General features: G+C 62.1%; 19 protein-coding genes and 1 tRNA gene. All 20 read right to left on the bottom strand.

Annotation, left to right across the window (positions count from 1 at the left end; translation table 11 throughout):
• Positions 1–851 precede the first annotated feature (851 nt).
• Positions 852–927, bottom strand: a tRNA-Lys gene (locus T31B1_RS08040).
• Positions 928–1,109: 182 nt separating this feature from the next.
• Positions 1,110–1,823: a 7-cyano-7-deazaguanine synthase QueC gene (gene queC, locus T31B1_RS08035; RefSeq protein ID WP_353248973.1), complete on the bottom strand. Its 714-nt coding sequence runs from the start codon at positions 1,821–1,823 to the stop codon at positions 1,110–1,112.
• Position 1,824: 1 nt separating this feature from the next.
• Positions 1,825–2,457: a 7-carboxy-7-deazaguanine synthase QueE gene (gene queE / locus T31B1_RS08030; protein ID WP_353249597.1), complete on the bottom strand. Its 633-nt coding sequence runs from the start codon at positions 2,455–2,457 to the stop codon at positions 1,825–1,827.
• Between the two features lie 83 nt (positions 2,458–2,540).
• Complete coding sequence (ybgF, locus tag T31B1_RS08025; protein ID WP_353248972.1) at positions 2,541–3,287, bottom strand: tol-pal system protein YbgF; 747 nt, start codon at positions 3,285–3,287, stop codon at positions 2,541–2,543.
• A gap of 9 nt (positions 3,288–3,296) precedes the next feature.
• The gene (pal, locus tag T31B1_RS08020; RefSeq protein ID WP_353248971.1) at positions 3,297–3,875 is read right to left on the bottom strand and encodes a peptidoglycan-associated lipoprotein Pal; all 579 of its coding nucleotides are present in this window, start codon (positions 3,873–3,875) and stop codon (positions 3,297–3,299) included.
• A gap of 66 nt (positions 3,876–3,941) precedes the next feature.
• Positions 3,942–5,240 carry a Tol-Pal system beta propeller repeat protein TolB gene (tolB, locus tag T31B1_RS08015; RefSeq protein WP_353248970.1) on the bottom strand — a complete coding sequence of 433 codons (1,299 nt, stop codon included), beginning with the start codon at positions 5,238–5,240 and terminating at the stop codon, positions 3,942–3,944.
• Positions 5,237–6,361 carry a cell envelope integrity protein TolA gene (gene tolA / locus T31B1_RS08010; protein WP_353248969.1) on the bottom strand — a complete coding sequence of 375 codons (1,125 nt, stop codon included), beginning with the start codon at positions 6,359–6,361 and terminating at the stop codon, positions 5,237–5,239. Before tolA ends, tolB begins: the two co-directional genes overlap by 4 nt.
• A 1-nt stretch (position 6,362) precedes the next feature.
• A complete protein-coding gene (tolR, locus tag T31B1_RS08005) occupies positions 6,363–6,803 on the bottom strand; it encodes a protein TolR (protein WP_353248968.1) in 441 nt (146 codons plus the stop codon).
• A gap of 18 nt (positions 6,804–6,821) precedes the next feature.
• Positions 6,822–7,574, bottom strand: a complete 753-nt coding sequence (tolQ, locus tag T31B1_RS08000) for a protein TolQ (RefSeq protein WP_353248967.1) — start codon at positions 7,572–7,574, stop codon at positions 6,822–6,824.
• Positions 7,574–7,990 carry a YbgC/FadM family acyl-CoA thioesterase gene (locus T31B1_RS07995; protein WP_353248966.1) on the bottom strand — a complete coding sequence of 139 codons (417 nt, stop codon included), beginning with the start codon at positions 7,988–7,990 and terminating at the stop codon, positions 7,574–7,576. Before T31B1_RS07995 ends, tolQ begins: the two co-directional genes overlap by 1 nt.
• Positions 7,983–9,029 carry a Holliday junction branch migration DNA helicase RuvB gene (ruvB, locus tag T31B1_RS07990; protein ID WP_353248965.1) on the bottom strand — a complete coding sequence of 349 codons (1,047 nt, stop codon included), beginning with the start codon at positions 9,027–9,029 and terminating at the stop codon, positions 7,983–7,985. Before ruvB ends, T31B1_RS07995 begins: the two co-directional genes overlap by 8 nt.
• A gap of 1 nt (position 9,030) precedes the next feature.
• The gene (gene ruvA, locus T31B1_RS07985) at positions 9,031–9,639 is read right to left on the bottom strand and encodes a Holliday junction branch migration protein RuvA (RefSeq protein ID WP_353248964.1); all 609 of its coding nucleotides are present in this window, start codon (positions 9,637–9,639) and stop codon (positions 9,031–9,033) included.
• Complete coding sequence (ruvC, locus tag T31B1_RS07980) at positions 9,636–10,145, bottom strand: crossover junction endodeoxyribonuclease RuvC (protein ID WP_353248963.1); 510 nt, start codon at positions 10,143–10,145, stop codon at positions 9,636–9,638. The genes ruvA and ruvC overlap by 4 nt, the downstream gene beginning before the upstream one ends.
• Before the next feature lie 15 nt (positions 10,146–10,160).
• A complete protein-coding gene (locus tag T31B1_RS07975; protein WP_353248962.1) occupies positions 10,161–10,910 on the bottom strand; it encodes a YebC/PmpR family DNA-binding transcriptional regulator in 750 nt (249 codons plus the stop codon).
• Positions 10,911–11,001: 91 nt separating this feature from the next.
• Positions 11,002–13,014, bottom strand: coding sequence for a potassium transporter Kup (locus tag T31B1_RS07970; RefSeq protein WP_353248961.1), 2,013 nt, complete (start codon positions 13,012–13,014; stop codon positions 11,002–11,004).
• A gap of 217 nt (positions 13,015–13,231) precedes the next feature.
• A complete protein-coding gene (gene lpdA / locus T31B1_RS07965; RefSeq protein WP_353248960.1) occupies positions 13,232–14,668 on the bottom strand; it encodes a dihydrolipoyl dehydrogenase in 1,437 nt (478 codons plus the stop codon).
• 75 nt (positions 14,669–14,743) lie between these two features.
• A complete protein-coding gene (gene odhB / locus T31B1_RS07960) occupies positions 14,744–16,057 on the bottom strand; it encodes a 2-oxoglutarate dehydrogenase complex dihydrolipoyllysine-residue succinyltransferase (RefSeq protein ID WP_353248959.1) in 1,314 nt (437 codons plus the stop codon).
• A 44-nt stretch (positions 16,058–16,101) separates the two neighbouring features.
• Positions 16,102–19,017, bottom strand: coding sequence for a 2-oxoglutarate dehydrogenase E1 component (locus T31B1_RS07955; RefSeq protein ID WP_353248958.1), 2,916 nt, complete (start codon positions 19,015–19,017; stop codon positions 16,102–16,104).
• 134 nt (positions 19,018–19,151) lie between these two features.
• A complete protein-coding gene (gene galU, locus T31B1_RS07950; protein ID WP_353248957.1) occupies positions 19,152–20,054 on the bottom strand; it encodes a UTP--glucose-1-phosphate uridylyltransferase GalU in 903 nt (300 codons plus the stop codon).
• A gap of 50 nt (positions 20,055–20,104) precedes the next feature.
• Positions 20,105–20,992: a MaoC family dehydratase gene (locus tag T31B1_RS07945; protein ID WP_353248956.1), complete on the bottom strand. Its 888-nt coding sequence runs from the start codon at positions 20,990–20,992 to the stop codon at positions 20,105–20,107.
• Between the last annotated feature and the right edge of the window lie 60 nt (positions 20,993–21,052).

Raw genomic sequence — 21,052 nt, 5'->3', positions numbered from 1 at the left:
TCGCTCACTTACTCTCGTGATTGAAACCGCTGAGGTCGACCCGAACGATCTAGTTGAATTCCCCCGATGCTGCCCCGTTCAGCCCCTGTGATGTCTATGATAGATCGAACTCAACGCTGCCGTGCAGACTCATCGCTATTCCGCACAATTACGAAGAATTCGTCAGATTCTTCTCGCAAAGGCGTCTACGCGGGCCAAGGCAGTGCCCGCCGTCAGCCTGGCCATCGGACGCGGGAATGAGGGGATGGTTGCGCGCGGCTGTCCCGGTACGGGGGGCCAGGGATCGTAGCAGTGGGCCGAGCCTGTCGACGTATGGACAGGGCTAAGAACAAGGCGCGCGATTCCGCTGATTAGAACGCGTATGCCCATGGCAGGCGATGCAAGCATATTGACGCAGACCCGGCGCCGATTACGAGGGCTGGATGGCGGCGGAGGGATGTAATGCGCTCTGTCGTCCAACGATACGCTACAAGCGGAAACGATCGGTACTGCACCGCCACGGCAACCGCTTTTTCGATACGCGAAGAAGTCACTCGGTGACATGTTTGGGACAGGTGACTCAACCAACAACCTGAGCCACCCGGGGCGCCGCCATAATAGCTTTGAGTACTTGACCGCCGGCACAGATGAAGGCAGACAGTCACCTGGGCCGGAGCCATTGTCGCGGCACGTTGGCCATGGGCGACACCGCGTACGGCGTCGGTGCCTGGAAAGACATACGAGCGAGGCGACCGGGCAGTCAAACGGTCAACGAAGCCGCGGTGATAAAAAGCCGGATGGCGAGCGATATCGGAATCATTAAACGAAACCGCGATGCGCCTGCATGATGCACCTGCGCCAGGGCGGAAAGATGGTGGGTCGTGCAGGATTCGAACCTGCGACCAATTGATTAAAAGTCAACTGCTCTACCAACTGAGCTAACGACCCCGTCCGACCGCGGCGCATGATACCCGATCTACGGACGAAAATCAGCGATTTTTGTCATCCGTTATCAATCCTCGACTGGCTGGCTGTCATCCGGTCGGTTGATTCAGGTGATGACAGCAGCCAGCACGGGCTGGCCGCCATTCACGTACCGGCCGCGATGATAGGCCAACCCGCAATTCTGCTTACCGGTAGCGTGTCGGATCCGCGAGCCCGGCCTGCTCAAAGCCATTGCGGCGCAATCGGCAGGCCTCGCATCGACCGCAGGCGCGGCCGTCGTCGTCGGCTTGATAGCAGGTCACCGTCTGTGCGTAATCGACGCCCAGTGCAGTGCCTCGCGTTACGATCTCGGCTTTACTGTCATCGATGAGCGGGGTTCGGATACGCACCCTAACGCCCTGCTCGACGGCCGCGCGCGTGGCCAGGCTGGCCAACTGCTCGAAGGCCCGGATAAAAGCCGGACGGCAGTCAGGATAGCCGGAGTAGTCGACCGCGTTGACGCCGATATAGATCGACTCGGCGCCGAGTACCTCGGCCCAACCCAGCGCGACGGATAGAAAAACGGTATTGCGTGCCGGGACATACGTGCTGGGAATACCGTCGGTCGGCGTTTCAGGCACCGCGATCGTCGCGTCCGTGAGCGCCGAGCCTCCCATGCCGTCGAAGTCCAGGGTGACACATTTATGTTCCACGACCGCTGGGTCATTCGCGGCAATACGCCGGGCCGCTGCTAGCTCGGCGGTATGACGCTGCCCGTAGTCGAAGCTCAACGCATAGCAATCGTAGCCGTCGGCAGCCGCCTGGGCCAGACAGGTAGTCGAATCCAGACCGCCGGAAAAAAGTACGACGGCGCGCCGACGGGTGGCATTGTCGGCGGGCCTGCCATCGGAATGGTTCATATCAGCGCCCCGGCGCGTCGGCCCAGAGTTGTTTATGGAGTTGCAGTTGCATGCGCACCGGCAGACGATCGGCCACGATCCAATCCGCGAGTTGGGTCGGGTCGATCTCGCCATGGCTTGGCGAGAACCAGACCGTACAGCCTGGCGGCAGTCTCAGCGCGGCGAGTTGCTCGACTGCCCAGTCATAATCCGACCGCGAACATAGTACGAATTTGAGTTGGTCGTGCCCGGTGAGTGCCGGCATGTTGTCCCAGCGGTTGCGTGCGGATTCGCCGGATTCCGGCGTCTTGATATCCACCACGCGGGATGCGCGCGTATCCACCGGCCGGATGTCCAGCGCACCTGCCGTTTCAACGCTCACCCGATAACCGGCATCACAGAGTTGCCGGATCAGCGGAATAGCGTTCGGCTGGGCCAGCGGTTCGCCGCCCGTCACGCAGACATATTCAGCGGCCAGCGTTTCGACTTCGGCGAGAATCTCGGCCAACGGCCACCATTGCCCGCCGGTGAATGCATACGAGGTATCGCAGTACCGGCACCGCAAAGGGCAGCCGGTGAGACGGATGAATGTCGTGACTGCACCCGCTTCGCGGGCTTCGCCCTGGAGTGAGCAGAATATTTCGGTGATACGCAGGGCATCGACACGTCCGGGCCATCGGCTTGCCGTGACCGGCGCCGACTTCGTCCGGATAATAGAGCGATCGACTTCGATCGGCACTAGCCGCCCATGGACTGCAAACGCTTGCGCGCCATGTCCGCGGCGCTGTCGTCCGGATACTGGGAAACGACCCGCTCGAGTGTCGCCCGCGCGTTATCGGTTTCGCCCTGCTCGGCCTGAATCACGCCGATCTTGTACAACGATCCGGCGACCTTGTTACTGGCCTTGAAACGGTTGACGACCGTCTGGAATGCCTTGAGCGACTCGTCGTAGTTGCGCTGGACATAGTTGGCTTCGCCCAACCAGTACCAGGCATTATCGCTGTACGCGGATTCCGGATGCTGCTGCAGAAAGTTCTTGAAGCCGGTAATGGCACCGTCGTACTGGCCATTCTTGAGTTTGTTGAATGCGTCGGTGTACTGCGCCTGGATCTCGCCGTCTTCACCGCCACCGGCCGATCCGTAATCGTCGCTGCCAGTGCTCGACTGACCCGTACCGCCGGCACTGCCATTTTCGAGCGCGCTGAGCCGCTTATCCAGATTTTCGTATAGATCTCGCTGGCCCTGCTCATTCTGGCGCAACTGATACTTGAGCGTATCGATCTGGCCTCGCAGATCGCGGACCTGCTCCTGAAGCCGCTGGATATCCTGCAGCAGCGAAAACATGTTGGGCCCGCCGCTGTTCTGTGCGAGCAGCACCGGCTGGTTCGTCTGATCACTGCTCGCTGCCAGCGCCGGCCGGGACAGAGTCCCGGCCGCCGTGGCCATGGCAAACGTGACGACCGCGATCGGAAGTACGTGACGCATGGGGATTACTTACTTGGTGTAAATGAACTCGACGCGACGATTCTTCGAGTAGGCCGACTCGCTCGAACCCAGTTCGGCAGGCCGTTCCTCACCGAACGACAGGGTCGACAGCTGGCTTGCGCTGGCGCCGGAGAGCACCAGGGCCTGCTGGACCGACTCGGCACGACGCTCGCCCAGAGCGACGTTGTATTCACGCGTGCCACGCTCGTCGGTATGACCTTCTAGACGAAGCTTCACGTTCGGATGCTGGCTCAGGTAACGCGCGTGTGCCTGAATCGCATCGGAGAAGCGCGACGGAATGGCGCTGCTGTCGAGATCGAAATATACGATACGCGTCGACAGCGGGTTGTTCGGATCCGTGAACATCGCACGATCGGCCGGATCGATACCCTCGAGCCCGCGGACATCGATGTCACGACCGGACTGCATGCCCATGCCCTGATCGGAATTATCGCCCATGCCAGCCATCGGCATGTCGTCGCCATCGCGCAGGTTCTTCTTGCCGCACGCCGACAGCGCGAGCATGGCGCAGACCAGCAATGCAACCAGCGCAGCGCGCTGCCCCAAAACGTTCTTGATAACACTCATCCCTTCAGACTCCTTGTAAAACCAGGCAGGCCTTGCGGCCGTTTGTTGTGAATTGTCGGTCAACCATCAATAGCCGAGCGGGCCCCAGGCAGGCTCGCGCACTTCGCCACTCTGCGAGAGCCGCGAACGCGTCTGACCGTCGGTGGATACTGTTGCCAGCTCGTTGTTCCGGCCCTGTTTGGCGTAGATGATCGCCTGCCCGTTGGGTGCAAAATTCGGGCTGTCGTCGAGCGGGCCGTCGCTTACGATACGGATATTATTATTGTCCAGGTCCATAACCGCAATACGGAAGCCGTTTCCGCTCTTCTGAACCAACGTCAGCTGTTTGCCGTCGGGCGAATAGCTGGCCCGTTGATTGCTTTCGCCGTCGTAGCTCAGCCGTTCGACGCTGCTGCCGTCGCTGCGCATCCGATAGACCTGCGGTTTCCCGCCTCGGTCGGAGGTGAATACGATCCGACTGCCGTCCGGCGACCAGCTGGCCTCGGTATCGATCGCGCCATTGTTGGTCAGCTGGGTGAGCTGGTTGGTATTCAGGTCGTATGTATAGATATCGGGATTGCCGCGGAACGACAGCGTCATCGCCAGACGACGGCCATCCGGAGACCAGGCCGGCGCACCGTTGATCCCCGAGCGCGACGAGATTTCGCGGATATTACCGCTCGCCAGATCCTGCACGCGCAGGCTGGAGCGGCCACGATTGACGTCGAAGGCCACATAGGCGAGCTTGCTGCCGTCCGGCGACCAGGCCGGCGACATGATCGGATCGCGCGAGGAATAAACCGTGGCCGGATTGTTGCCATCGTAGTCGGACACGATCAACCGGTAACGCAGGCCACCGCCTTCCTTGGCCATGGTGATATAGGCGATCCGCGACAGGAAGTAGCCTTTCTTGCCGACGAATTTCTCGTAAACGAGATTGGCGACCGTATGGGCCGCGTCGCGCAGCTCGTTGCCGGCCGCGTTGATCTGGAAGCTCGCGACCGAGCGGCCCTGATAGACATCCAGCAGATCGAAGGTGATCCGGTATCCGCCCTGACCGTTCGGCTGGGCCGAGCCAACCACCAGATTATCGACCGATGACGTGCGCCAGTTGTCATAGTTGACCTGATCCGGCGAGCTCGGTGTGGCCACCATATTGTTGCGCGAGAACACCTTGAACAGACCGGTCGACTCCAGATCGTTGCTTGCCACCTGGGCGACGTCGACGGGTAGCGAACCGCCAAATGGCGAGATGGCGATCGGAATGGCGCTCTGGGAACTGTCGGTGATATCCACCTGAAGTGCGGCCTGTGCCGGTATACCGGCCAGGGCCAGCCAGAGCATGGCGGTCAGGGCGAAGAGTTTTCGCGAGTACTGTTTTTTCATTGATCCGGCTCGAAATTGAACACGATTTCCGATGAGAACACGCTGTCGGACGGCGCCTTGGGCAGCGGATCCGACTTGCGGATCGCCTGCTCGACGGAGCGGTCGACGGCCGCGCCGCCGCAGGAGCCCAACAGCCGGAAACTGGAGATCTGACCGCCTGGCAGCTGCTTGACGCTCACTTTACAGGAAATATTGCGCGCGCCCGGTGGCCGATTCCAGTTCGATTCGACACGATCCTTGATCGCCTGAATATAGGCCCCCCGCGCGCGCGAATCAGCCGCATTCTGCCGCCCGGCCGACTCTGCGGCCATCGCTTCGCGCAGCTCGGCCTCGCGGGCTCGCTGGGCGGCCGCGGCTCGTTCAGCGGCGGCCTTTCGCGCTGCCTCTTCCTTGGCTTTCTGTGCGGCGGCCGCCTTGGCCTTGGCCTCACGTTCGGCCGCTTCCTTGGCTTTTTGCGCAGCTTCGGCTTTCGCCTTACGCTCGGCCTCGGCCTTTTCTCGTGCTGCTTGGGCAGCAGCGGCCTTGCGCGCTTTTTCCTCGGCCGCCGCTTTTTCTTGCGCGGCTTCTGCCTGTGCCTTTTCCCGGGCTTGCTGTTCAGCCTTGGCTTTGGCTTCTGCCTCAGCCTTGCGTTTAGCTTGTGCCTTGGCCTTGGCCTCGGCTTCTGCCTTGGCTTGTTCTTCGGCCTTGGCTTTGGCGGCGGCCTCAGCCTGTGACTTGGCCTTCGCCGCGGCCTGCGCTTTTTCACGCTCGGCCGCGTCTTGCGCGGCCTTCGCCCGAGCGTTGGCTTTCTCTTGCTGTTCGCGTTCTTTCGCCTCGGCGGCCGCCTTCGCTGCAGCGGCTTCGGCAGCCTGCTGCGTGCTGTCATCCTCGACCGGTTTTTCCGGTTCGGGCGTCGCCTGCTCGGAAGGCTCGGCCGCCGGGGAAACGGCCTCGGGCATCTGGGTGTCGACGCTTGCCGGGTTGACCACCGATGCGCTCACGATCCGCTCACCGTGATTACCTTTCGATGCGGCCGAATCGCTGGCCCACTGAACGCCCAGGATCAGCAAGGCCGCGATCAGCGCATGCAGACCCACGGCCAGCAATATCGCGCGCCAGTTGTCGACTAGCTTTGCAAACACGTCAGGGATTGGCCTCGTCGCTGATGTCGTCGGTGAGCAGGCCGACCTGTTTGGCGCCAGCGCGCTGGAGCATCACCATGCCGCGAACCACGTTGCCGTAGGAGCCCGCACCATCGCCGCGCACGGCAACCGGCGCATCCGGCCGTGCCTGAATAACGCGCGAGGCGATCGAGGTGACCTGAGCCGGGTCCAGTGACTGGTCGGGATTTTCGCCCACGTTCAGATACAGGCTACCGTCGCCGGTCACCGTCAGCACGATTGGCTGGTTCTCCGCGCCGAAATCGATCGTCTCCGCGGGCGCCTCGGGCAGATCGACCTCGACGCCCGTGGTCAGCAACGGAGCCGTGACCATGAAGATGATCAACAATACGAGCATAACGTCGATATAGGGCACAACGTTGATCTCGTTGGCCAATCGACGCTTGCCTCGTCGCATGTTCATTGCCATGTGAACGCCCTCTTATAGTTCGGGCGGGGTGCGAACCGGCTCCGGCGCGGGCCGCGGTCGCGCCGGCTGCCTCGGCGCGGGGTTGGCGGCACTCATGCCGCGTTCGACGATGCCTGCCATCTCCTCCATGAAGGTATGGAAACGGTTCTCGATGAAATCCACGCGGTTGCTGAAGAAGTTGTAGGCAACAACGGCTGGAATGGCCGCGAACAGGCCCATGGCGGTTGCGATCAGTGCTTCGGCAATGCCAGGCGCCACCATCGACAGGCTGGCCTGCTTGACGTTGCCCAGCGCAATGAACGCGCTCATGATGCCCCAGACGGTGCCGAACAGGCCAACATATGGGCTGATCGAGCCGACCGTGGCCAGAAACGCCAAACCGCGTTCCAGGCGCTCGAGCTCACGCGACAGCACGACCCGCATGGCGCGTTGAACCGACGGCACGATCTCCTGCGGATGCGCCTGCCCCTGGTTGCGCTGACGTTTGAGCTCTTCGTAACCGGCCTTGAACAATGCCGGCATGCCCTGCGGGCTGTCGGTGAACTGTTGGGTCTCGCTGTAGATATCCTTCAAGTTGCCGCCAGACCAGAACCGATCTTCGAACCATTCCATTTCGCGCTCGGTGGCACGCAGCAACCGACGCTTGGAAAAGATCACCACCCACGAGGCAACGGAGGCCAGCAGCAGCGCAAGCATGACGAGCTTGACCAGCAGGCTTGCCTGCATGACCAGGCCCCATAAAGACATATCCGTTGCGACGTTCATTACGTCTCCTTGGTGAGAAAGGCAGGCAGCGCGCAGGGTTTAAAGTCGGAAAGTCTGACACACGCCACCGTGAATCGTGCCTTAATCAGGACACGATTTTCACAATCGATCTGTTGTGCCAGCACGATCCGTGCCCGGCGCCGTTGTTCAACCATCACGCTGACGGTCAACCGATCATCCAGCCGCGCCGGGGAACGGAAAACGAGGTTTGCATCGGCCAGCGTAAAACCCACGCCGCGATCCGCGGCGAGCGCGCGGTGGGTCGCACCCTGGGCTTCCATCCATAGCGTTCGAGCGCGCTCGAGATACTTCAAATAGTTCGCGTGATAGACGACGCCCGTGGCATCGGTATCCTCGTAGAACACGCGGACGACCGTACGGAACACATCGTCGTTCACTGGAGCGCTGTCACTCATCGGGAGCGAACAGGTCGGTTGCAACCGATGCGCGATTCGCTGGCAAGGCCAGGCCGAAATGCCGATAGGTGGCCTGGGTGGCCATACGACCGCGTGGGGTGCGCATCATGAAACCCTGCTGGATCAGGTACGGCTCGATCACATCCTCGATCGTCTCGCGTGCCTCGCCGATGGCGGCCGCCAGGCTCTCCACGCCGACCGGGCCGCCTTCGAATTTCTCGATCAGCGCGCCCAGCAGCTTGCGGTCCATGATATCGAACCCGTTGTCGTCGACCTTGAGCATGTCCATGGCGCCTGCGGCCACGGATTCGCTGATACGGCCATCGGCCCGTACCTCGGCGAAATCCCGCACGCGCCTGAGCAGACGATTGGCCACCCGCGGCGTGCCACGAGCGCGTCGTGCGATCTCGCCGGCGCCTGCCGCCTCGATCTCGACGTCGAGGATTCGTGCCGAACGGGTGACGATTTCGGTCAATTCTGTCCGGCTGTAGAACTCCAGCCGCTGGACGATGCCGAAGCGGTCCCGTAGCGGCGAGGTGAGCGCGCCGGCGCGCGTGGTGGCGCCGACCAGTGTGAACGGCGGCAGATCGAGCTTGATCGAGCGGGCGGCCGGACCCTCGCCGATCACGATATCGATCTGATAGTCCTCGAGTGCCGGATAGAGCACCTCTTCGACCACCGGCGATAACCGATGGATCTCGTCGATGAACAGAACGTCGTCGCGCTCGAGGTTGGTGAGCAAGGCGGCGAGGTCGCCTGGCCGCTCCAGAACGGGCCCCGAGGTCTGGCGAAAACCGACCTGCATCTCGTTGGCGATCACGTGGGCCAGCGTCGTCTTGCCCAGACCGGGCGGGCCGAAGATCAGCACGTGGTCCAGCGCTTCCCCGCGGCCGCGGGCGGCTTCAACGAAGATCGCCATCTGCTCGCGAACACCGGGCTGGCCGATATATTCGGCCAGCCCGGTCGGCCGCAGCGCACGATCGATCCGTGCATCGTCGCCCTGCGGGACAGCGTCGATCACGCGGTGTTCGTCCGGCATATCAGCGCACGGCCCGGCGCAGCGCTTCGCGGATCAGTGCTTCACTGTCCAGTGCGTCGGTATCGAGCCCTTGCATGAGCTTTTCGGCCTCGGCCGGCTTGTAGCCGAGAGCAACCAGCGCTTCGCGCGCGTCCCGACGCGTGCTGCCGTTGCTACCGACTTGATCGGCCGATGCGGCAAGTGCCGGTGCCAGCGAACTGCCCGACAGCTTGTCGCGCATCTCCACCAGAAGGCGCGCAGCCGTTTTCTTGCCCACACCGGGCAGCCCGGTCAGGCGCGCAGCATCGTCGGCCTCGATCGTGGCCACGAAGTCGGCCACGCTCATACCCGACAGTACGGTCAGGGCGAGTTTCGCGCCGACGCCGGAGACCTTGATCAACTCGCGAAACAGGCGCCGTTCGTCGGCGCTGGCAAAGCCGTAGAGCAGCAGTGCGTCGTCACGCACCACCATCTGGGTGAGCAACGTGGTTTCATGGTCGCCATTCGTGGCCTGTCCCAGGGCGAAGAACGTCGACATGGGCGCCTCGAGCTCATAGCCGACGCCGGCAACATCAATCACCAGCCGCGGCGGCTGCTTTTCGACAATACGCCCGCGTAGACGGCCGATCATCGTCGTCCCGTCGTCGACACCGCCACACGCATGCGCGAGGCCGTCCGTGCGTGGTGGGCGTGACAGATCGCCACGCCCGCGGCATCGGCCGCATCGGCCTGTATCGGGCCCGCTACGCCAAGCAACATACCAACCATGTGCTGAATCTGGCGTTTGTCCGCATGGCCTCGCCCGACGATCGCCTGCTTGACCTGGGTTGCGGTGTATTCACTCACCGGGAGTCCGCGTGCCGCGGCCGCGCAGATCGCCGCACCGCGCGCCTGACCGAGCTTGAGCGCACTCGCGGCGTTTTTGGATACGAACACGTTCTCGATGGCCATCTCCTCCGGACGGTATTGCTGAATGACACGGGTCAGGCCTTCGAATATGAGCCCGAGCCGCGCGGGGAAATCCACGCGTGGCAGACGGATACAGTCGATCACGCACATCGTCGGCGTAGCGCCCCCCTCGATCACGGCAAAGCCGGTGATCGTCGAACCGGGATCGATGCCCAGAATGCGCGCCACGGCGACCCGGCCGGCCTAGGCCGCCGCGCCGGACAGCGTGGCTTCGTCGAGTTCGGCGTTGCTGTAGACGCTCTGTACGTCGTCGAGGTCCTCCAGCGCTTCGATCAGTTTCAGACAGCTGGCCGCTTCTTCGCCGGCCAGATCGACGGTGGTCGCAGGCCGCATGGTCACGTCGGCGGCGGCGGGCTCGAAGCCGGCCTGTTCGACGGCCTGGCGTACGGTGGCATAGTCGTCAGGCGCGGTGAGCACGTCAAAAGAGCCATCGTCATACTCGACCAGATCCTCGGCGCCGGCCTCGAGGGCGGGTGCGAGCACGGCCTCGTCATCGCTGTCGGGCCCATAGGTCAACACACCCTTGCGTTCGAAGAGATAGGCGACCGAGCCGTCCGCACCGAGATTGCCGCCGTTGCGATTGAACGTATAGCGGATTTCCGAGACGGTACGGTTTTTGTTGTCGGTCATGCAATCCACCATGATCGCCACGCCGTTCGGCCCGTAGCCTTCATAGCGGATCTCTTCATAGCTGTCGGCGTTGCCGTCGCCCGTACCGCGCTTGATCGCACGCTCGATATTGTCCTTGGGCATATTGGCGGCCAGCGCCTTGTCCCAGGCCAGCCGCAGCCGCGGATTATCGTTCGGATCGCCGCCGCCCATGCGGGCCGCCACGGTGATTTCACGAATCAGCTTGGTGAATATCTTGCCGCGTTTCTTGTCCTGCGCATTCTTGCGGTGCTGGATATTCGCCCATTTGCTATGACCTGCCATATCGCCTCGTTCTGCACTGCATGTCCTGCGCGGATTCTACCAGCCCGGCGCCGGACTCGGCGCACTCCATGCGCGCACGGACGTGCCCCGGTCAGATCTCTACTTGAATGCCCAGTTCCACTACACGTTCGGGCGGAATCCGGTAGTAGGCGGTCGAACGCGTGGCGTTGAGTGCCATGAAGGCGAACAGCCGCTCGCGCCAGACAAACATGCCGGCCACATCCTGGGTTGGAATCAGTGTTTCCCGACCCACGTAGAACGTGGTTTGTTCGATATCCACGTCAAGCCCGAACTCGCCCGCGAAGCGCAGCGCCACCGGTACGTTGATCGGCTGCATGAAACCATAGTAGACCTTGACGTGATGGAAACCGTGGCCGAGATCCTCGATTCGCAGGCGGTCGGCCGCCGGCACGCGTGGCACGTCTTCTGTGTGTACGGTCAGGAAAATGACCTGCTCGTGCAGCACCCGATTGTGCCGCAGATGGTGCAGCAACATCGGCGGCGTCTTGCTGCCCTCGTCGGTCATGAACACGGCAGTGCCGTCGATCCGGCGTGCATCGGCGTCACGCGAGGCGATGAATTCGTCGAGCGGCTCGGTATCGTCCTTCAGCCGCTGAGCTACCAGTTCGCGCCCACGCCGCCAGGTTCCCATTACGAAGAACACGAGCCCGGCGATCACCAGCGGATACCAGCCGCCCTCCGGGATCTTGAACAGGTTGGCGCCGAAAAACGATAGATCCACGATCATCAAAAGCACAGCGATTACGCCTGCCACGCGCGGGAACCAGCCCCAGCGATAAGCTACGAAGAATGCAAGGATCGTGGTGATCACCATGTCCATCGAGACCGCCACGCCGTAAGCGGCGGCCAGGTTGCTCGATGTCTGGAACCCGATGACCAATCCGATGGTCGCGACCATGAGGATCCAGTTCATGAACGGGATATAAATCTGGCCGTATGATTCGTGCGATGTCTGGATAATGTTGAGCCGCGGCAGCTGGCCCAATTGGACCGCCTGACGGGTCAACGAGAACACGCCGGAGATGACGGCCTGCGAGGCGATGATGGTCGCGGCCGTGGCAAGCGCGACCACTGGATACAAAGCCCAGCTCGGTGCCATCTCATAAAACGGCTGTTTGACGCCGGGATTTTCCAGCAGTAACGCCCCCTGGCCGAAATAATTGAGCAGCAGAGCCGGCAGGACAAGGAAGAACCAGGCCAGCCGAATCGGCGCCAGACCGAAATGGCCCATGTCCGCATAGAGCGCCTCGCCGCCCGTGACAACCAGAAAGACCGTTCCCAGCACCAGGAAACCGGCGAGGCCGTTGGCCTGGAAGAAGTGGACGGCATAGATCGGATTGAGCGCGGCGAATACGCTGGGATGCTGGGCGATGCCGTAAATTCCCAGGAGTGCGAGGACCGCGAACCAGAGCATCATCACAGGGCCGAACAGCGTGCCGACGGCCGCGGTCCCGCGCTTCTGGATCATGAAAAGACCGATCAGGATCGCGATGGTGATCGGGATGACGTACGGCTTGAACGCCGGTGTGGCCACTTCCAGACCCTCGATCGCACTGAGCACGGAAATCGCAGGCGTGATGGTGCCGTCGCCGTAGAGTAGCGCCGCACCGAACAGGCCGCAGAGCATGAGCACGTAGCGCCGACTGGTCTTTTCGGTCTTCCATGGGTTGAGCAGCGCAACCAGCGCGATGATGCCGCCCTCTCCGTTGTTGGAGGCGCGCATCACCACCGTGAGGTACTTGATCGAGATCACGATGATCAGCGACCAGAAGATCAGCGACAGAACCCCGTAGATATTCGCTGGCAGTACATCGATACCGCCGTGCGAATAAAACGCTTCTCTGAGCGCATAAATCGGACTCGTGCCGATATCGCCGTACACGATCCCCAGTGCGGCCAGACACAGAAACGGCAGCGACTGGCCGTGCTTCTGGTCGTCTTCGGATGCACCCCCGCCGTTCTGATCGTCATCGGCGGCAGCCTGGCCCGTGGTGTTCTTTTTCTCCTCGGCCTCCGAATCGTCGGTCTTGATGCCGTTCTTCCGGCCCTTGGCCAGCGATCGGTCTTCTTCTTCCGTGCTCATCGACAGTGGGTGTCCTGGGTTGCAAAAACAGCCGGCTACGGGCCGGCGGGCATCTTCAGACTACGCAAGTTTCCGGTCTTGGATGCTACACGACCGGGTGGGCCGGCGATGGGCGCGCACGAGTCGAGCCGACTCAAGTCCCCGACGAAACAGGCCCGCCGGATTGGGCGGGCCTGCATGGCGTCTCAACGACTACGAAACTCAGGGCACGGGCCCGTCATTTCTTCCGTTTGGGCGGAAAATGAATCGGGCGACCGTCGACCGCGAGCGCGGCCTCGTGCACCGTCTCGCCCAGCGTCGGGTGGCCATGAATGATCCGCGCGATATCCTCGCTCGAGGCCTTGTACTCCATCGCCACGACCATCTCCTGAACCAGCTCGGAGACGTACGGCCCGATCATGTGCACACCGAGAATCTCGTCGGTCTGTGCATCGGCGATCATCTTGATGAAACCGCCCTGCTGACCGAGCGCTTTGGCGCGACCGTTGGCAGCGAACGGAATCTGGCCGACCCGATAGTCGGTACCCGCGGACTTGACCTGCGCCTCGGACTTGCCCACCCAGGCCATTTCCGGCGCGGTATAGACGACCGACGGGATGACGTCATAGTTCAGGTGCGGCTTCTGACCGGCCAGAATCTCGGCCACGGCCACGCCCTCTTCCATGCCCTTGTGCGCCAGCATCGGGTTGCCCACTACATCGCCCACGGCATACACGCCCGGCAGGCTGGTGCGAAAATTCTCGTTGACGTCGATGAAGCCCTTGTCGTCCAGTTCGACGCGTGCGCCCTTGGCACACAGATCCTTGGTGTGCGGCCGACGGCCGACGGCCACGATGAGGCGGTCGAAAGTGGCCGACTTGGTCTCGTCGCCCTGCGTGTATTCCACGCGCACGGACTTCTTGTTGACCTTCGTCGAAGTCACCCGTGCCCCGAGCTGAATATCCAGGCCCTGCTTCTTGAAGGACTTCAGGCCTTCTGCCGCGACCTGGCGATCCGCGATCGGCATGAATTCGTCGACGGCCTCCAGCAACGTGACCTGACTACCCAGGCGCGACCAGACGCTCCCGAGTTCTACGCCGATATAGCCTGCGCCGATCACGCCGAGCTTCTTCGGCACTTCGTCGATTTCGAGCGCGCCCCAGGAGTCGACGATGCGATCGCCGTCGAACTTGGCGATGTCCAGTTCGACCGGCTCCGAACCCGCCGCGATGATGATGTTCTTCGCTGTGAAGGTCTCTTCCTTGTCGTCGTGCGAGGTATAGAGCACCTCGCCCGAATCGACGACCTGACCGCGCCCGGAGAACGACTGCACGCCGTTGGCCTTGAACAGGCTGGAAATGCCACCGGTCAGTTGCGATACCACACCGGCCTTGCGTTTCTGCATGGTGGCCAGATCGAGTTCCACGCTGCCGACGTTCAGGCCGTGATCGGCGAACTCGTGCTGTGCACGGTGATACAGCTCGCTGGACTCCAGCAACGCTTTCGAGGGAATACACCCGGCGTTCAGACAGGTACCGCCCAGCGACGGCTTGTCGTTGAGGTCGAGCCACTTGTCGATACACGCGACGTTCATGCCCAACTGAGCGGCACGGATCGCGGCGACATAGCCCGCCGGTCCGGCACCGATCACGACGACATCGAATTCCTTACTCATGCTTTTCCTTGAAATAACGTGGGGCAGCTAGGCTGCTGACGCCGGCGCGATCGCGCGCCGGCGTCGTGAAACGGTCTATACCTGAAGCAGCAGGCGGGCCGGGTCCTCGAGCAGCTCCTTGATCGTGCGCAGGAACAGCACCGCGTCGCGGCCGTCGATCAGACGGTGATCGTACGACAGCGCCAACTGCATGATCGGCCGGATGACGATTTCGCCGTCGACGACGACCGGCTTGTCATTGGTGGCATGCATGCCGAGGATCGCCGCCTGCGGCGGGTTGATGATCGGCGTCGACAGCAGCGAACCGAACACCCCACCGTTGGTGATGGTGAAGGTGCCACCGGTCATTTCGTCCATCGTGACCTTGCCTTCCTGGGCACGTTTGCCCAGATCACGGATGGTCGACTCGATCTGGGCATAGGACATCTGATCGGCATCCCGCAGCACCGGCACGAGCAGGCCGCGCGGCGAAGAGACGGCCACGCCGACATCGTAGTAGCCGTGGTAGACGATATCGCCCTCGTCGATCGAGGCGTTGACGATCGGGAAACGCTTGAGCGACTCCACCGCCGCCTTGACGAAGAACGACATGAAACCGAGCCGGACTTCGTGGTCCTTTTCGAACTTGTCCTTGTACTGCGAACGCAGTTCCATGACCGACTTCATGTCGACATCGTTGAAGGTGGTCAACATGGCCGTGTTCTGGCTCGCATCGAGCAGACGTTCGGCGATGCGCTGGCGGATGCGGGTCATCGGCACGCGCTGCTCGGTCCGCTCGTCAGGCATGTCGGCAAGCGCCTGACGGTCGGCCTTCTCGGAGACGGCCTGTTCTTCGCGTGCATCGCCGCGATCTTCGGCCGGCTTGGAACGCGCCGACGATTGATCGTTGCTCTTGGTCTCGATGGCCTTCTGGACGTCCGCCTTGGTGATCCGGCCGTCCTTGCCCGAGCCCTTGACGTTGCGCGCGGCGATGTCGTTTTCGTCCATCAGCTTCTTGGCGGCCGGGCTGGCGACTGCATCCTCGTCCCCTGCCTGGTCGTCGTCGTTGTCGTCGGCCTTGGACTTCGAATCGTCTTCGGACGCGCTGGCTTTCGCCGGGGCATTGTCGTCGCCGTCATCGGCGTCTTCGTCCTCCGAGCTTTCGCCGCCTTCACCTTCTTCGAGGATCGCGAGCACGTCACCGGCCTGCACGGTCTGTCCCGCTTCGACCTTGATCTCGGCGAGTACGCCCGCGGCTACGGCCGGGACTTCGAGCACCACCTTGTCGGTTTCCAGATCGAGCAGGTTCTCGTCGCGTTCAACGCGATCGCCCTTGCTTTTCTGCCATTCGCCAACGGTGGCCTCGGAGACCGATTCGGGGAGTTCCGGGACTTTGACTTCTGTCGCCATGCTTGTCGTTCCTAAACTGATTCGTATCGATGAATTGGGGCGCGCTACTTCTTGGTCTTGCGCGTGGCGTTCTTCTTGCCGCGCGACAAATCGCGCGATCCGCCCTTATCCAGCAGCTGTTCGCCACCGACGAGACCGGCTTCGACCACTTCTTCCTGTTGCCGGACGTGAAGCTTGTGATAGCCGACCGCAGTCGTGGCCGCACCGGGACGGGTGGCATAGAACAACTGGTGCCGGTCGGCCAGCGGTACCTGCAGGCGGTGCTTGATCTGATACCAGGCACCCTGATTCTCCGGCTCCTCCTGACACCAGACCACTTCGGTCGCGTTCGTGTAGCGGTCCAGCACGGCTGCATAGTCTTCGGCCGGGAACGGATAGAGCTGCTCGATACGCACGAGCGCGACGTGGTCGAGTTCGCGTTCCTCGCGGGCCGCCAGCAGGTCGTAGTAAACCTTGCCGCTACAGAAAACAACCCGCTTGATCGCCTTGTCGTCGATATCGGACGGCTCGTCGATGATGAACTGGAAATTGCCGCTCGCGAGCTCTTCGAGAGTGGACGTCGACAACCGGTGGCGCAGCAGGCTCTTGGGCGTGAGCACGACCAACGGCATACGCAGATTGCGCACCATCTGCTGGCGTAGCAGGTGGAACCACTGGGCGGGCGTGGACGGCACACACACCAGCATATGTCGTTCGGCACACAGCTGCAGGAAGCGCTCCAGCCGTGCAGACGAATGCTCCGGGCCCTGGCCTTCATAACCGTGCGGCAGGAACATGACCAGGCCGCACATGCGTCCCCACTTAGCCTGACCGCTGGAGATGAACTGATCGATGATCACCTGCGCGCCGTTGACGAAGTCGCCGAACTGGGCTTCCCAGATCGTCAGCGTCTCGGGATCGGCTGTGGCATAGCCGTACTCGAATCCGAGCACGCCCGCTTCGGACAGCAGCGTGTCGTTGACAGTGAACGTGGCTGCCTCGCGACCGACCTGGGTCAGCGGTACCAGCTCGGCACCATCCTTCTGGTTGTACAGCACCGCGTGCCGATGGAAGAACGTTCCGCGACCGGAATCCTGTCCCGACAGGCGCACGTTGAAACCATCGTCGAGCAGGCTCGCATAGGCCATGTGCTCGGCAAAGCCCCAGTCGATACGGGACGCGCCGGCAGCCATCTTCCGACGGTCGTCGATGATGCGCTGGGTGCGCTTGTGCAGTTCGAAGCCATCGGGCAGGTCGTGGAGTTTGTTGGACAGGCGCTGCAGGGTCTCTACCGGCACGGATGTGTCGATGACGTGAGACCAGTGGTCGCGGGAGTAGCGGGCCCAGTCCACGGTATGTTCGTTGCCGACCAGCCCCAGAGTGGTGCGCGAGATGTTCTTGCCGGCATCCAGGCCGTCGCGATAGGCCGCCGACAGTTTTTCGGCCTCATCCTTGTCGATCAGGCCCTCGGATTCGAGCTTGCCCGCATACAGTTTGCGGGTCGTCTCCATCTTCTTGACCTTCTGGTACATCATCGGCTGGGTGACGGCTGGCTCGTCGGCCTCGTTGTGGCCGTGCCGGCGGTAGCAGACCATGTCGATGATCACGTCTTTGCCGAACGTCTCGCGATAATCCATTGCCAGTCGCGTGACGAAGACCACGGCCTCCGGATCGTCGCCGTTGACGTGGAACACCGGCGCCTCGAGCATCTTGGCGATGTCGGTACAGTACTGGGACGTACGCGAATACTCACCGAGCTTCGCGGTGATCGGGTTCTGCATGGTGAACCCGAGCTGGTTATTGACGATCAGATGCACGGTGCCACCGGTGGCATAGCCTTCGGCCTGGGACAGCTGCAGCGTCTCCATGACGATGCCCTGACCGGCAAACGATGCATCACCGTGAATCAGCACCGGCAGCACGGTATCGCCATCAGTGTCGTGGCGACGCTCCTGGCGCGCTTTCACCGAGCCCTGTACGACGGGATTGACGGCTTCGAGATGCGACGGGTTGAACGCCAGCACGAGATGGACTCGCTCATCCTCGATTTCGATATCGGTCGAAAAGCCGAGGTGATACTTCACGTCGCCGGACATATCCAGCTCGTCGAGGTCGTAGTCGCCCTCGAACTCCGCGAACAGTTCCTGCGGCGACTTGCCCAGGATGTTGACGAGCACGTTGAGCCGGCCGCGGTGGGCCATGCCAATCACGATCTCGTCGACATGACTGCGAGCGGCGCACCGCACCATCTCGTCAAGCGACGGGATCATGCTGTCGGCGCCTTCCAGCGAGAAACGCTTCTGGCCGACATATTTCGTATGCAGATAGCGTTCGATGCCTTCCGCCGCGGTCAGCTGTCGCAGGACCTCGCGCTTCTGCTTGTCGTCGAGTCGCGGCTGGTCGACGCTGGCTTCCAGACGCCGCTGAATCCAGCGCTTCTGGCGAGTATCGGTGATATACATGTACTCGGTGCCGATGGTGCCCGTATACACGCGCTTGCAGACATCGATGATGTCTCTCAGCGGCATCTCATCGGCTTCGGTGAATAACGACCCGGTATTGAAGACCGTGTCCATATCGGCTTCGCCGAGCCCGTGGAATGCCGGATCCAGATCGGGCACGGGCGGCGGCTGATATAGGCCCAGCGGATCGAGATCGGCTGCCTGGTGCCCGCGTACGCGATAGTAGTTGATCAGCCGCAGTACACCGGCCTGCTTCTGGGCGGCCTGCTGCGACATGCTTGCGCGGGGCCGTGCCCCCTGGCCGGCCGAGGCTGCGGTGTCGACGAATGAATCGCGGATAGGGCCGTGCGGCACGTCTTCAGCACCATCGCCATTGAGGCTTTTGAAGTAATCACGCCAACTCGGTTCGACCGAGTCGGGATCCTTCAGATACTGCTCGTAATAGGATTCGACGTACGCCGCGTTGCCGCCGAATAGAGGGGAATTCTCGATGAACTTTTCGTTAAGTTCGCTTTTCATAGATAGGCTCGTAGCCGGGTCGAGACGCCGGAAACGTCTCTTTCAAACCGTGCCGCGCCGGCGCGTTCCGGTAGGCGCCGGGCAGCCGAATGATAACAAACCGGAGGCTTTGCCGGGGCGGGCAAAGCGACAACTTAGCTTGTCGCTTTATCGTCCTCGTCGTCCCACCCTGCCGTGAGGCTCTTGAGATAGCCGCGGAACTCGTCCCCGATCTCGCTATGCTGCAGGCCCATTTCAACATTGGCTTTCAGATACCCGAACTTGCTGCCACAGTCATAGCGGGTGCCTTCGAACTCATAGGCCAGTACGGTCTGCTCGCCCATCAGCGCTTCGATCGCGTCGGTCAGCTGAATTTCGCCGCCCGCGCCGGGCTTGGTCTTGTCCAGTAGTCGGAATATCCGCGGCGTGAGGATGTAGCGTCCGACGACTGCCAGATTGGACGGCGCCTTGTCCGGGTCCGGCTTTTCGATGATACCGCGAATCTCGGACAACCCGGGCCCGATCGGTTCGACCTCGACGATGCCGTACTTGTAGGTTTCTTCCCAGGGCACCCGCTGCACCGCAAGCACGCTCGTACCGTATTCCTGGTAGACCCGCTGCATCTGCGCCATGCACGGCTGGAACGAGCCGGCGATCAGATCGTCCGCGAGAATCACGGCGAAATCCTGATCGCCCACGGCCGGCAGTGCGCAGCTGATCGCATGACCGAGCCCCATCTGCTCGGGCTGACGGATATATACGCAGCTGATGCCCGGCGGCAGCACGTCGCGTACCGCATCCAGCAGTTCCTTCTTGCCCTTGGCCTCCAACGTGGCTTCCAGCTCATAGTCCCGATCGAAGTGATCCATGATCGAGTTCTTGGTATGACTGGTGATGAAGACCATTTCCTCGGCGCCGGCCGCGATGGCTTCCTTGACCGCGTACTGGATCAGCGGCTTGTCGACGACCGGCAGAATCTCCTTCGCGCTGGCCTTGGTGGCCGGCAGGAATCGGGTGCCGAGCCCGGCGACCGGAAACACGGCCTTGCGAATACGCATATGCAATCCTTTGGCTTAAAACGATAAAGGGTCTGGAAAACGGAATAGGCTCAGCGGTAGCGAACATCACCGAGCAGGTGGACGATATCGCCTTTCGAATCGGTGAGCGCGAACTCGGCGCCCTGCTCGGTGAGGTTATAACCGAGACGTACCCGACTGGGCAGGAACACCGGCTTCTTGAACGCAACGCCCAAGGTGAAGGCCTCACCGGACAGGCGGGGCTCCAGGGTCGCGGCGGCTCGGGCCTTGGTCCACATGCCGGTCGCGATCGCACGCGGAAAGCCGAACAGTTTGGCCGAATAGGCGCTCAGATGAATCGGGTTGTAGTCGCCGGCGGCTCGGGCGTAACGACGTCCGATATCGGCCGGTACCTCCCAATCCTCGCTCACGTCGGGCGATGCCGGCGGCTCGGGCGGCTTCGATCTGGGCTGGTCCCGGCCGCCGCGGTCATGCGACTTCTGCCGAGACAGCATCGCACCGGTTTCTTCCCATACCAGCTCGCCGGCGCGGTCGCGCACGCGCGTGACCAGGTCGAATTCGACGCCCTTGGCGACGTCGCGGTGGCCATCGACGCGGACTTCGATATGCAGCTTTTCATCAGTGGCGATTGCGCGATGCTGGGTGATCTCGTTTCGCACGTGGATCAGCCCGAGCAGCTTGAGCGGAAACCGCTTGTGGGTGAGCACGGCCATATGCATCGGAAACGCCAGCACATGCGGATAGGTAACCGGCAGGTGCCGCGAGTGTGAGAATCCGCACACTTTGCGATATTGGGCCAGCGCGTCGGCACGAACCGCCAGATCGGGCAGCTCGGCCACGATGTCCGGAATGGTTTCGCCCCGGGACAGGCTGCCGGAAAGCGTCGTTGCCGCCCGCACATACGACGGCATCACCGCCGGAAGACTTTCATACTCGAGCCGCGTCTGATGTGCCGCCATCAAAAACCTTGGGTTAAAGCGCTGCCCGCGAAGGTAACCCCTTTATCAGGGCGAAACAAT

It is taken from the genome of Salinisphaera sp. T31B1 (assembly GCF_040361275.1).
In the GTDB taxonomy this organism is placed as follows: Bacteria; Pseudomonadota; Gammaproteobacteria; order Nevskiales; family Salinisphaeraceae; genus Salinisphaera.
This window is presented reverse-complemented; position numbering and strand designations above follow the sequence as displayed.